Consider the following 11,951-nt stretch of genomic DNA (forward strand, 5'->3'; position numbering starts at 1 on the left):
CACTCGGATAATTTCACGAATCCAGCGGAAGCCGCTCTGAACCGGCAACCGCGGCCAGCAGGGCCCGGACAATCGGGAAATCCGCCGGGATCCAAGGGAGGGTGAGAGCTTCGTCACTTTCCGCCAGGCTGATCCAGCGCAGTTCGTCGTGGTCTTCAAGCGGGCGGGGTTCGCCGTCCGCGATCTCGGCAAACCAGACGCGCATTGCGGCTTTGGAGTTGAGCGGCCAGCCCGCAGCGGATTCCGCCAGCAACTCAGCGCCCAGCCGGACGCCAATGCCCAGTTCTTCCCGGAGCTCGCGGTGCAGGGCGTCTTCGGCAGCTTCGAGCGGCTCCACCTTGCCGCCCGGGAACTCCCACATCCCGGCGAACTGGGGAGGCGCCGTCCGGCGCGCCACCAGGAGCCGGGCCGGGGCGCTCAGGGAATCCACAACAGCTCCGCCAACAACATTGATCAGTCCAGTCACCGCAACAGTCTATGGGGGACAATGGTGGTGGCCGGTTCCGCCGGCGTCGTCCCCGAACGGCAGTCACCCAAATACGGCGACCCGGAATACGGCCCCCTCCCCCATCGTTGCAGTAATCAGATTTAATGCTTCGCGCTGATTAAATCCCCCATGAACCAGAACCTTTCGAAAAGCAGGCCAATGACCTCCACGCCCACCCTCAGCCCCGCCAAGCCGAAGGCCGTAACCCGCCACCTCGCCTTGGCCATCGTGTCCCTCGCGATGGGTGGTTTCGGCATCGGCGTCACTGAATTCACCATGATGGGGCTGCTCAAGGAGGTGGAACAGGGCCTGAACATCGGCACTCCCGAAGCCGGCCACCTCATCTCGGCCTACGCGCTCGGCGTCGTGATCGGAGCGCCGCTCCTGGCAGCCGTCGGTGCCAAGCTTCCCCGCAAACACCTCGCCCTGGGCCTCATGCTGTTCTTCAGCCTCGCCAATCTCACCTCGTTCATTGCTCCGGACTACGGCACCATGCTCGTGTCCCGGTTCGCGGCCGGACTGCCTCACGGAGCGTTCTTCGGTGTGGCGGCCGTCATTGCCGCTTCACTGGTTGCGCCGACGAAGCGGGGATGGGCGATTTCCATGGTGATGGCCGGATTGACCATCTCAAACGTCGTCGGGGTTCCATTCGCCACCTGGCTCGGCCAGGCGTTCGGCTGGCGCCTGCTGTTTGTGCTCGTCGGTGTGATCGGGCTGGCTACCCTTGCCATGCTCTGGAAGTTCGTCCCGTTCCAGGAAGCGCACCCGGACGCCAGCATCCGGCGGGAACTTGGCGCCCTGAAGCGGCTCCAGGTGTGGCTCGCCATCCTCATCGGCATTGTGGGTTTCGGCGGGTTCTTCGCCACGTACACCTACATCGCGCACACCATGACGTCCGTGGCGGGAATCCCGGCGTCGTTCCTCCCCCTGGTGGTGGCCCTCTACGGACTGGGCATGGTCGCCGGCAACATCGTGGGCGGCCGCATCGCGGACAAGTCAGTGATGGGCACCATCTATTGGGTCCTGCCCGGAATCGCCGTCGCCCTGGTGGTGTATGCCGTGGCCGTCCACTGGCCGTGGTCCGCTTTTGTGATGGTGTTTGTGGTGGGCGGTGCCGGCTCACTGCTGGTGCCCGCCCTGCAGACCCGGCTGCTCGATGCCTCCCCCGACGCCCCGTCCCTGGCATCCTCGCTGAACCACGCAGCCCTGAACGTTGCCAACGCGCTCGGCGCCTTCCTCGGCGGCCTGGTCATCGCCTGGGGATGGGGCTATGTCGCACCGGCACTCGTCGGCGCCGTGCTGGCCGTTCTGGGACTTGGCGTTGCCGTAATCAGCGGCCTGCTGGAACGCAAAAGGCCGCTGGTCTCCTAGCCTGCCCCAGGCAGGTTTCGGTCCAGCGGCCCCGTGCGGGTGTGCAAACCCCGCAGAGCAGATCAGACGTGAGCTCGCTCCACGTCGGGTTCGAGGTAGATGACCCGCGCAATGGGCACGGCTTCGCGGATCCGGCTCTCGGCGTCGTCGATCACCGTGGCGATCTCCGCGCCGGTGGCGGCGGCGCCGACGCTGATCTTGGCCGCCACCAACAGTTCTTCCGGACCCAGGTGCAGGGTCTTCAGGTGGATGATCCTGGTTCCGTCGGCCTCCAGCGCGGTACTGATCCTGGCGACGTCCGCCTTGGTGGCCGATTCCCCGAGCAGCAGCGACTTGGTTTCCAGGGCAAGAACGATCGCGATGGCAACCAGCAGGAAACCGATCATCGCGGTTCCCAGGGCGTCCCAGATGCCGTCGCCGGTAACCAGCGTCAGGCCCACACCGAACAGCGCGAACACCAGGCCCAGCAGCGCACCCAGGTCCTCCAACAGGATGACGGGGAGCTCCGGCTGCTTGGCGTTGCGGACGAAGTGCACCCAGCTCTGCTTGCCGCGGATGTGGTTTGACTCAATGATTGCCGTCCGGAACGAGAACGACTCGGCGATGATCGCCCCGATCAGCACGGCCAGCGGAACCCACCAGAAGTCGCCCTCGATGGCATGCGGGTGCTGAATCTTCCCCCACGCCTCGTACAGTGCAAACAGGCCGCCCACACTGAACAGCACAATCGAGACGATGAACGCATAGATGTAGCGCTCGCGTCCGTAGCCAAAGGGGTGCTCGGGGCTTGCGGCACGCTTGGCGCGCTTGCCGCCCACCAGCAGGAGGATCTGGTTGCCGGAGTCGGCGACGGAGTGGATGGCTTCGGCCAGCATGGACGACGACAGCGTCAGGATGAAAGCGACGAACTTCAGTACAGCGATGGTCAGGTTTGCAGCCAGAGCCGCGACGATCGCCTTGGTACCGCCATTTGCAGCCAAGTGAGCTTCACCTCTTCAGGAATTGCCGGAAAATTGCAGGTGCGATCACCGCGCAATGCTGATGCCCGCAAGGAATACGCTACCTTCCCGCCGCTCCCGGACACACCACGGGTCACAGCGGATGACACCAGAAACATTGAAACTAAGCCTGCTGACAAGGAAACACACCTGTGTTAGCTTGAACATAATCGGGACCCGTAGTGAGTTCCGACGATTATGTAGGAGGAGACATGGGCTTTCTTGGCTGGATCATTCTCGGACTCATTGTAGGAGCAATCGTCAAGGCAATCATGCCTGGTAAGGTCGGCGGCGGCTGGGTCACCAGCCTCGTGCTTGGTGTTGTCGGCGCCATCGTCGGCGGCTGGATCGGCGACCTGTTGTTCGGCGGCGGCAAAATGGAATTCTGGAACCTCGGTTCCTGGCTTCTCGCCATCGTCGGCGGCCTCGTAGTAGCCGGCATCTACGGATTCATCACCGGCCGCAGCAAGACCACATAATTTCACCCACCACCGCTGAGGGCACGCAGGTGCCTGGCAGTGAAGATTACGACGGCGGGGCCCACCGGAAGGCGGGCCCCGCTTTTTCGTTCAGGCCCGCTTCTGCGAACGCGCACTTGCGTAAAGGCACACGGTGGCCGCGGTGCCGACGTTGAGGCTTTCCGCGGCCCCGTAGACCGGGACGGCCACACGGTGGTCCGCCAGCGCGAGTTCAGCCTCGGACAGTCCCTGGGCTTCGTTGCCGAACAACCAGGCGGTGGGACGCTCGAGCTCGTACGCGGAGGCCGTGCCGGAGGCGCCCAGCCGTCGGGCCGCGTTTTCGTCCTGGAGCTGGTCAAGGTCCAGCTGGCCGTATCCGTCGGCGGCCAGGATGCCGATGCCGCGTTCGCGGCAGGCCGTGGCCAGGTCGGCGAGGTCCGTTCCCAGCACCACGGGGAGGTGGAACAGCGAGCCCGCGGTGGAGCGGACAGCCTTGGGGTTGTAAATGTCCACGCTGGAGGCTGTCAGGACTACGGCGTCGGCTCCGGCGGCATCGGCTGCCCGCAGTACTGTGCCCGCATTTCCGGGGTCCCGCACCTGGCACAGTACGGCGATCAGCCGGGGACCGGCGTCGAGCACTGCGTTAAGGTCCACATCCACAAAGGCGCAGACAGCGATGATGCCCTGGGGATTGACGGTATCCGCCATCGCAGCAAGTACCTCGTCGGTAGCGAGCCGGGCGTTGACGCCCTCGGCAAGTTCATCAAACTCGGGATAGCGGTCCAGGCAGCTCTCGCTCGCGAACACTTCCTGGACCACACCAGGCTCCCCCGCGGCAGTCCTCTTCTGGTGGAGCACCAGGGCCTCCCGGACAGCCTGCGGGCCCTCGGCCAGGAATTGCCCGCGCTTTAAACGGGCCGGGCGCCCTGCAAGCTTTGCCACATCCCGCACCCGATCAGCTCGGGGGTTGGAGAGTGGAAAGTCTTGCGGGCGCCCGGTTTCGTTCATATAAGAACTTTAGTGGCTATTGCCACCGGTCCTTGAACGGAGGAATGCTACTTGGCAGCCTTTTCGGCGGCCGGCTTCTTTGCAGCCTTCGCCTTGGGAGCCTTTGCCTTCGGGGCGGCATCGTCCGAGACGGCCGGCGCGGAAGTGTCAGCAGGCAGCGAGTCCTTGGCGATCTGTACCAGCGCAGCAAAGGCGTTGGCGTCAGAAACAGCAAGTTCGGCCAGCATACGGCGGTCAACCTCGACCTCAGCGGCCTTCAGGCCCTGGATCAGACGGTTGTAGGTCAGGCCGTTGGCGCGGGATGCAGCGTTGATACGCTGGATCCACAGGCGGCGGAAGTCGCCCTTCTTCTTTTTGCGGTCGCCGTAGCTGTACACAAACGAGTGCAGCAGCTGCTCTTTGGCCTTGCGGTACAGGCGTGAACGCTGTCCACGGTAGCCCTTTGCGCGCTCAAGGATAACCCGGCGCTTCTTGTGGGCGTTGACCGCCCTCTTCACACGTGCCACGTGCGTACTCCTTCGAAAATCTGATCCCAAGCATCTACTGCCGGAACAACCGGCTGGCCTGAGAAGCCTTTTTGGTAGTTGACCGCTGCCAGGTGGCAACAGTCAGAGAACTTGGAACTTAGATGCCGAGCATCTTCCGGATGACCTTGGCGTCGCCCTTGAAGACGATCTTGTCGCCGGCGAGGCGACGGGTCAGCCTGGAGGACTTGTGCTCGAGGTAGTGGCGGCGGTTGGCCTGCTGGCGGCGCAGCTTGCCGCTGCCGGTCAGCTTGAAGCGCTTCTTAGCACCACTGTGGGTCTTCATCTTCGGCATGGGAACCGATCTCCTTACGTATCCGCAGACAAGTCTGCAGTCTTTCGTGCAGCCACCCCTGCGGGCGGCGTGCTGGTTGCTTGCTGTGCTCAGGCGATGCTTCGCACAGCTTTGAACTAGTTAGTCTTCTTGCTTCCCGGCTTGGGAGCAGCAGGCCGTGCTGCAGGCTTGGGTGCCGCAGGCCGTGCTACCGGCTTAGGCGGCGGCGCGGGAACTCCGGCCGGCTTCGGCGCCACAGGGGCAGCCTCTGCGGGCTTCGGTGCAACCGGTGCCTTGGCAACAGCGGGCCTGCTTACCGCAGGACGCGGTGCTGCCGCTGCCTTGGGGGCTTCGCGCTTCGGTGCTTCCTGCTTCGGGGCTTCCTTGACGGGCGCTGCCTGCTTCGGAGCTTCCTGCTTCGGGGCTTCCTGCTTCGGAGCTTCCTCAGCCGGAACTTCCTGCTTCGGCTCTTCCTTGACCGGCGCTTCGGCCTCCGGGGCCGCAACCGTTTCTGCAGGTGCCTCGGCGCTGGTTGAAGCCGCAGCCTCAGTGCTCGCCTCGGGTGCTGCTTCTTCAGTCGTCACGGCAAAACCCTCCGGAAGCAGGTCCGCAAGGGACTGCGTCATGGCGGGCTGGTCGCGGCTGACGTCCACCCGGCCGGTGGCCTTGGCTTCGTTCTGGGCCTTGGCCTCTGCGCGCTGCGTCGCACGGCGAGCTTCGGCCTTGGCCTCAGCCTTGTTCTTCAGCGGACCAACAACCATGACCATGTTGCGGCCGTCGATGCGGGGGCTGGACTCGACAACGCCAACTTCGGCGACATCGTCGGCGAAGCGCTGGAGCAGGCGGATGCCCATTTCCGGACGCTGCTGCTCGCGGCCGCGGAACTGGATCATGGCCTTGACCTTGTCCCCGGCGCCGAGGAAGCGGAGGGCGTGGCCGCGCTTGGTCTCGTAGTCGTGGGTGTCGATCTTCAGCCGGAAACGGATTTCCTTCAGAACCGTGTTGGTCTGGTTCTTCCGGGCCTCGCGTGCCTTGACGGCGGCTTCGTACTTGTACTTGCCGAAGTCCATCAGCTTGCACACCGGAGGCTTGGCCTGCGGTGCAACTTCAACGAGATCAAGGTCGGACTCGGCAGCCAAACGCAGGGCGTCCTCAATACGGACGATTCCTACCTGTTCACCTGCAGGGCCGACCAGCCGCACCTCGGGGACGCGGATACGCTCATTGATTCTTGGCTCGCTAATGTTAGAACTCCTGTGGTTGAGATGAGTACTCCACCGGCAAATAGAGAAGGCCCCCAATTGCCGGAGCAATCGAAGGCCTCGAAGATCGGATGTACACCGCCTCCGGGGAGGCTGTACGCGTTCCACGCAACTGACGCTGCTGTGGACCGCCCGACCAGGTACCCGGCAACCTTGCTTCCGCGGGAAATTGCTTCCGGGAAAACGGCTGACGCGGGTGGGAGAGAACTCCGCTTGCAAACTGAAAGTCAATCCTACCGAAGGAACCCCAAAAACTGCACATTGGCAGTTACGAGTTTCACATAGCAAAATAACGACATTCAGTCGGTCTGTGACAAGCTTACCAGTATGAGCACTTCAGACAGTAATTCACACGTTTTCGAGCCCGCCTCCGGTCAGCGGGACGGCCAGGAACAGGTCTCGCAGCAGATCCGGGACATCTCCGAGGTTCCCGCCATCGAGGTCATCACCACCGCCGCTGTGCACCTGATGAGCGCGTCGGCCGTCAAGCTCGGCCTTGCCGCCGAGGACAATGCCGAGGAGCTCAAGGACCTGGACGAGGCCCGCAAGCTGATCACCGCGCTGGCCGGACTCGTGACTGCTGCCGCGCCGGAAATTGGTTCCCAGCACGCCGGTCCGTTGCGCGACGGACTGCGCTCCCTGCAGCTGGCCTTCCGCGAAGAGTCGATCATTCCTGACGCCCCCGGGAAGGGCCCGGGGGAAAAGTACACCGGCCCGGTCAACTAGGCGCTAATTTAGGCTTTTCACCGGCATATCGACGGCGGCGTGCGGACCAATCGGGTCTGCCCGCCGCCGTCGTCGTTTGAGTCCCGTCGTAAGAGAACCGTCGTAAGAGAACCGCGTTGTCGTATCTGACCGGTGGCCTCAATCCTGTCGCCGGATCAGACGGGCTCCCGCCCCGCGCTAGGCGACCAGGCCGCGCCGGCGGCGATGGCGCAGCAGCACCAGGCCGAACAGGCACAGGACAACGCCCGCCGCACCCACCGAGACAAAACCGGCGGACGGCCCGATTCCGTCAATGAAAACACCGGCCAGCGGAGCGCCGAGGGCCACCCCGGCAGTCAGCGCAGATCCGTACCAGCCCATGGCCTCTCCGCGGCGGCGCTCCTCCACGAGCTCGGCCACTTTTTCCGAGGCAGAGGAAAGGACCGGCGCGCACAGCAGCCCGGGCAGCAGCGAAAGCAGGCACAGTGTCAGCGTGTCCCGGGCGAAGCCCATCGGGATGGTGAGGGCGGCCATGCCAAGCAACAGGATAATCGGGGAAACCGGCCGGTGCATGGCGCCGTACATGAGCCCGCCGACCACGGAAGCCGCGCACCAGAAGACAAAGACCAGGCCGATCTCCGCCTGGTGCCCGCCGGTTTCCAAAGCGGCAACAATTCCCACGTCAGTGCCGCTGAGGACCATTCCGGCCCCGGCGGCCACAGCGAAGACCGCTGCCACCGCGGCGGTGAACCAGGCAAAGTTGTGTGCCACCCTGTGACGCAGCCCCAAGCGGCGGAGCTCACTGGCCGCCACCGGAGCAAGTTCGGCAGCAGCCTCCTGCAGGTGTGCCGGAGCCGCCGCGACGACCGCCACTTCCGCGCCTTCCTGCTGGTCCGTTTCGTACTCGTCATCCGGCACTGCGCTGCGCGTGGGCGGGTTGAACCACATCAGGAACAGGCCGGCCACGGACGTGCACACACCCACAACCGTCAGTCCGGCAACCGAGTAACCGGCGGTGGCCACAATGGCGCCGGCTGCAGGGCCGAGCATGAAGACCAGCTCCGTGGCGATCGCATCCAGCGCGAAGGCCGTCCGCCGCTGCTCGCCGCTTGCCAGCACGCCCAGCGACTGGCGCACCACGCTGAAGATTGGCAGCGTGAGGAGTCCCCCGACGAACACCAGCGCCAGCAGCCACTCATAGGAGACGTGCGGCACCACGGACCAGATGACGGTCTCGGAAACGACGGAAGGAATCAGCGCCTTGCGAAGACCGACGGTATCCACCCGGCGACCGCGCCAGGGGGCCCCGACGGCGATGCCAATGGTCATTACCGCTGCCGCTGCACCGGCGGCGGCATACCCCTCGCCCAGCGTGAGGACGATGTGCAGGGTCAGCAGTACCCCGGCCGCCGAATGCGGTATGCGGGCTATCATTCCGACGGTCAGCAGTAGCCTGATGGGCCTGACTGCAAGGAGCTCCTTGTAAAGAGCGAAATTCACGGGCTATGTCCTTCATCCTGCCGACGACAGGACGGGATGTGTCCCGTCTACCGTCAGCTACTCGGCTGCGCGCAGCAACTTTACCTCTATCGAGTCAACCCGCTCGGCGAAGACCGCATTCCGGGACCACTCGGCATTGAGTCCGGACACAACTGCCTGGACACCGGCAGCATCCAGGCCGTCGGTCAGGTACAGCACGACACGGAGCTCCGGCCCCGGACCGCCGCCGGGGACAACGGCACCGCCGGCTGTTGACGACGCGACGCCGCCGCCCGGCTCGAGTTCCACGCGCCTTACCGGCGGATAGCCTGCCGTTGCTTCCGCCATTGCGCGTGCAAGCTCCGGGTCTGCGTAGGACGGCCGCCACTCCTGCTGCTGGGCGAGAGCCCAGACGGCCGGCCGACGGACAACGAACGTGTACTCGGAACCGGGATCCAGCACCAGGAGTTCGGCGCCTTCGGCCACCGCGGACAGTGCGGCCCTCGCGGCATACACAGCCACGGGCCGGGCCTGCGGGTGCCACGCTTCCAACGCCGTTGCCGACGTGAAGACGGGAAGGGCGGTCCGTCCGTCCGGTGCTTTCAGCGTTACGAGCGCCATGTCCGCCTGCTTATCCCCGTGAAGCGGGTCGGCGTGCGTCCCGTGGTCGCTTTCTTCGGCCAGCCGGGCAACGATCGGAACAAACACCCGGGCAGTGGCCAGGGATGCCACCACGGCAGCCTCGTCGCCGGCAGCGGAGCGCAGGGCGTCAACCGCGGCGAGGTAACCGGCATCGGCCGTGCCGTCGTCGTCCTCGAAGTTGTGGATCTTCGCATCCTCGCCGGCGAGGCTGCGGCCGGCCCAGGGCTGGCCGGCGGAATCCGTGGCCCCGCCTGAGCCGGCAAGCGCAGCGGCGATGTGGCCGGGCAGCTGCCGGGGTGCCGGGGGTCGCTGTTCCGCTGGAGGTCGCTGATCCATGGTGGTTGCCGGGCTAGCGGCGGCCTGCTACGTCAAGCGCTTCCGGCAGCGTGAAGGCACCGGCGTACAGGGCCTTGCCCACGATGGCACCTTCAACGCCCAGCGGCACGAGGGAGCGCAGCACCTTGAGGTCCTCCAGGCTGGAGATACCGCCGGAGGCCACCACCGGCTTGCCGGTCTTCTCCACCATCTGGCGGAGCAGCTCAACGTTGGGGCCCTGCAGGGTGCCGTCCTTGGTGACGTCCGTGACCACGTAGCGGGCGCAGCCGGCTTCTTCGAGCCGTGCCAGCACGTCCCACAGGTCGCCGCCTTCCTTCGTCCAGCCGCGGCCCGCCAAAGTTGTTCCGCGGACGTCGAGCCCGACAGCGATCTTGTCGCCAAAGCGGTCGATGGCGCGTGCAGTCCACTCCGGGTTCTCAAGGGCCGCCGTGCCCAGGTTCACCCGGGCGACGCCCAGGTCCAGGGCCTTCTCGAGTGATTCGTCGTCGCGCAGGCCGCCGGACAGTTCAACGTTGATGTCCAGCCGGCCCACCACTTCGCGGAGCAGTTCGGCGTTGGAGCCGCGGCCAAAGGCTGCGTCCAGGTCCACCAGGTGTACCCACTCGGCACCCTGCTGCTGCCAGTTGAGCGCAGCTTCCAGCGGCGTGCCGTAACTCGTCTCGCTGCCGGCCTCGCCCTGGACCAGGCGGACCGCCTGGCCGTTCACGACGTCGACGGCGGGGAGCAGTTCCAGGACGGGCAGCGGCGTTTCGGTGGTCATCTTCAGGTCCTCAGGTTGTAGTGAAGCTGTGGTGGGCAGGCAGGGTGCGGGCGCGGCTAGTTGGCCGGCAGGGTAAGAAGGTACGCGGCCAGCAGCGACATTCCGGCCAGAACGTAGAAAACGACCTGGGTCCAGAGCGGCTTGTGTTGCTGCCTGAAGGACAGCGCCCCGCCAACCAGCAGGCCGGCGACGCCCGTCAGGACTATCGACCACATCTAGGCGGCCGGTCCGGTACTGGCGGGAGTGGCTGCTGTTGCTGCCGCTTTGCCGGGGCGCAGGCTGTTGACCCAGTTGCGGAGGAGCCGGGCTCCGGCGTCGCCGGACTTTTCCGGGTGGAACTGGGTGGCGCACAGCGGCCCGTTCTCCACGGCGGCGATGAACGGTGCGCCGTGCTCGGACCAGGTGACCAGCGGGGCAGCCATGCGGGGCTGGATGACGTCGAAGTCCCAGTGCTGCACACCGTAGGAGTGGACGAAGTAGAAGCGCTCGTTTTCAACGCCCTCGAAGAGCCGGGATCCTTCCGGAACCTTCACGGTATTCCAGCCCATGTGGGGTACAACCTCGGCAGGAAGCAGTTCCACCTTGCCGGGCCACTCCCCCATGCCTTCGGCTTCGGTGCCGTGCTCGACGCCGGCCTCGAAAAGTACCTGGAGTCCCACGCAGATGCCGAGGACGGGACGGCCGCCGGCAACACGCCGGCCGATCATCCGGATGGCGTCCACTGCCTTGAGCTCGCGCATGACCGTTTCGAAGGCGCCGACGCCGGGAACCAGCAGTCCGTCGGCATTCAGGACGTCCTCGGGCTTGGCGCTGAGGATGACTTCGGCGCCCGCACGCTCAAGCGCACGGACGGCTGAGCGGACATTGCCGGAGCCGTAGTCCAGGACTGTGACGGTGGGTTTGCCCTCGGGTGACGCAGGCTTCGCGCTTCCGGCAGGATCCAGGATTGCCCCGTCCCGGAGGATCGGGCCGGTCACAGCGCACCCTTGGTGGAGGGGATGCCCTCTACGCGGGGGTCCGGCTCCACGGCTGCGCGCAGAGCACGCGCGAAGGCTTTGAACTGGGCTTCCACAATGTGGTGAGGGTCCCGGCCGGCGATGACGTTCATGTGCAGGCAGATGCCGGCGTGCAAGGTGATCGCCTCGAAGACGTGACGGGTCAGCGAACCGGTGAAGTGGCCGCCGATCAGGTGGTATTCCTGCCCGGCGGGCTCTCCTCCGTGCACCAGGTAGGGACGCCCGGAGACGTCAACGACGGCGTGGGCAAGGGCCTCGTCCAGGGGAACCGTGGCTTCGCCGAAACGGCGGATCCCGGCCTTGTTGCCCAGGGCGGTACGAAGCACCTCGCCAAAGGTGATGGCGACGTCCTCCACCGTATGGTGGACGTCGATGTGGATGTCACCGGTCGCCTTGACGGTCATGTCGATGAGCGAGTGCTTGCACAATGCGGTCAGCATGTGGTCGTAGAACGGAACCGAGGTGCTGATGTCCGAGATGCCCGTGCCATCAAGGTTGATCTCGACGAGCACGGACGATTCGCTCGTGGAACGCTCCATGCGTGCGGTCCGGGCCTCGGCAGCAATGGATCCGGTGGTGCTCATGTGTTGTGTCCTTTGGATGTAAGGAGAAATACCGTCGGGGTGGAAGT

15 protein-coding genes are annotated in these 11,951 nt (G+C 65.3%); 3 read left to right on the forward strand and 12 right to left on the reverse strand.

The genetic code is table 11. The features are described 5' to 3' along the window. Positions 1–13: 13 nt before the first annotated feature. Positions 14–466 (reverse strand): (deoxy)nucleoside triphosphate pyrophosphohydrolase, encoded by a 453-nt coding sequence (locus ASF98_RS04900; RefSeq protein WP_055798293.1) that lies wholly within the window; start codon positions 464–466, stop codon positions 14–16. Positions 467–646: 180 nt separating this feature from the next. Here ASF98_RS04900 and ASF98_RS04905 point away from each other — a divergent pair, with 180 nt between their 5' ends. After that, positions 647–1,858, forward strand: coding sequence for an MFS transporter (locus ASF98_RS04905; RefSeq protein WP_055798297.1), 1,212 nt, complete (start codon positions 647–649; stop codon positions 1,856–1,858). A 62-nt stretch (positions 1,859–1,920) separates the two neighbouring features. Here the strand turns inward: ASF98_RS04905 and ASF98_RS04910 are convergent, their stop codons facing one another. Beyond that, positions 1,921–2,838 carry a cation diffusion facilitator family transporter gene (locus ASF98_RS04910; RefSeq protein ID WP_055798300.1) on the reverse strand — a complete coding sequence of 306 codons (918 nt, stop codon included), beginning with the start codon at positions 2,836–2,838 and terminating at the stop codon, positions 1,921–1,923. Positions 2,839–3,068: 230 nt separating this feature from the next. On the opposite strand from ASF98_RS04910, the gene ASF98_RS04915 reads away from it, so the two are divergent. Beyond that, positions 3,069–3,335 (forward strand): GlsB/YeaQ/YmgE family stress response membrane protein, encoded by a 267-nt coding sequence (locus ASF98_RS04915; RefSeq protein WP_043480193.1) that lies wholly within the window; start codon positions 3,069–3,071, stop codon positions 3,333–3,335. Between the two features lie 90 nt (positions 3,336–3,425). On the opposite strand, the gene ASF98_RS04920 is transcribed toward ASF98_RS04915, so the two are convergent. The 4 genes from ASF98_RS04920 to infC form a co-directional block, all read right to left on the reverse strand. Beyond that, positions 3,426–4,322, reverse strand: a complete 897-nt coding sequence (locus ASF98_RS04920; RefSeq protein WP_055798305.1) for a TrmH family RNA methyltransferase — start codon at positions 4,320–4,322, stop codon at positions 3,426–3,428. Positions 4,323–4,369: 47 nt separating this feature from the next. Continuing rightward, entirely contained in the window at positions 4,370–4,828 is a 459-nt protein-coding gene (gene rplT / locus ASF98_RS04925; RefSeq protein ID WP_028271928.1) for a 50S ribosomal protein L20, read from the reverse strand. 118 nt (positions 4,829–4,946) lie between these two features. Beyond that, on the reverse strand, positions 4,947–5,141 hold the full coding sequence (gene rpmI / locus ASF98_RS04930) for a 50S ribosomal protein L35 (protein ID WP_009358635.1): 195 nt from the start codon (positions 5,139–5,141) through the stop codon (positions 4,947–4,949). Between the two features lie 116 nt (positions 5,142–5,257). After that, a complete protein-coding gene (infC, locus tag ASF98_RS04935; RefSeq protein ID WP_082506715.1) occupies positions 5,258–6,433 on the reverse strand; it encodes a translation initiation factor IF-3 in 1,176 nt (391 codons plus the stop codon). Positions 6,434–6,709: 276 nt separating this feature from the next. Here infC and ASF98_RS04940 point away from each other — a divergent pair, with 276 nt between their 5' ends. Continuing rightward, positions 6,710–7,108, forward strand: a complete 399-nt coding sequence (locus ASF98_RS04940) for a DUF1844 domain-containing protein (RefSeq protein WP_055798310.1) — start codon at positions 6,710–6,712, stop codon at positions 7,106–7,108. 177 nt (positions 7,109–7,285) lie between these two features. On the opposite strand, the gene ASF98_RS04945 is transcribed toward ASF98_RS04940, so the two are convergent. Genes ASF98_RS04945 through hisB form a run of 6 tightly spaced genes read right to left on the reverse strand, consistent with a single transcriptional unit; the run spans position 7,286 to position 11,904 of the window. Beyond that, a complete protein-coding gene (locus ASF98_RS04945) occupies positions 7,286–8,587 on the reverse strand; it encodes an MFS transporter (protein ID WP_055798317.1) in 1,302 nt (433 codons plus the stop codon). A 57-nt stretch (positions 8,588–8,644) separates the two neighbouring features. Next, positions 8,645–9,544, reverse strand: coding sequence for an SseB family protein (locus ASF98_RS04950; RefSeq protein WP_055798318.1), 900 nt, complete (start codon positions 9,542–9,544; stop codon positions 8,645–8,647). A gap of 13 nt (positions 9,545–9,557) precedes the next feature. After that, the gene (priA, locus tag ASF98_RS04955) at positions 9,558–10,304 is read right to left on the reverse strand and encodes a bifunctional 1-(5-phosphoribosyl)-5-((5-phosphoribosylamino)methylideneamino)imidazole-4-carboxamide isomerase/phosphoribosylanthranilate isomerase PriA (RefSeq protein ID WP_055798320.1); all 747 of its coding nucleotides are present in this window, start codon (positions 10,302–10,304) and stop codon (positions 9,558–9,560) included. A gap of 56 nt (positions 10,305–10,360) precedes the next feature. Beyond that, a complete protein-coding gene (locus ASF98_RS24510) occupies positions 10,361–10,519 on the reverse strand; it encodes a hypothetical protein (RefSeq protein WP_200939306.1) in 159 nt (52 codons plus the stop codon). Continuing rightward, the gene (gene hisH, locus ASF98_RS04960) at positions 10,520–11,281 is read right to left on the reverse strand and encodes an imidazole glycerol phosphate synthase subunit HisH (protein WP_055798323.1); all 762 of its coding nucleotides are present in this window, start codon (positions 11,279–11,281) and stop codon (positions 10,520–10,522) included. Then, entirely contained in the window at positions 11,278–11,904 is a 627-nt protein-coding gene (gene hisB, locus ASF98_RS04965; RefSeq protein WP_028271935.1) for an imidazoleglycerol-phosphate dehydratase HisB, read from the reverse strand. The genes hisH and hisB overlap by 4 nt, the downstream gene beginning before the upstream one ends. Between the last annotated feature and the right edge of the window lie 47 nt (positions 11,905–11,951).

It is taken from the genome of Arthrobacter sp. Leaf337 (assembly GCF_001423745.1).
Taxonomy (GTDB): Bacteria; Actinomycetota; Actinomycetes; order Actinomycetales; family Micrococcaceae; genus Arthrobacter.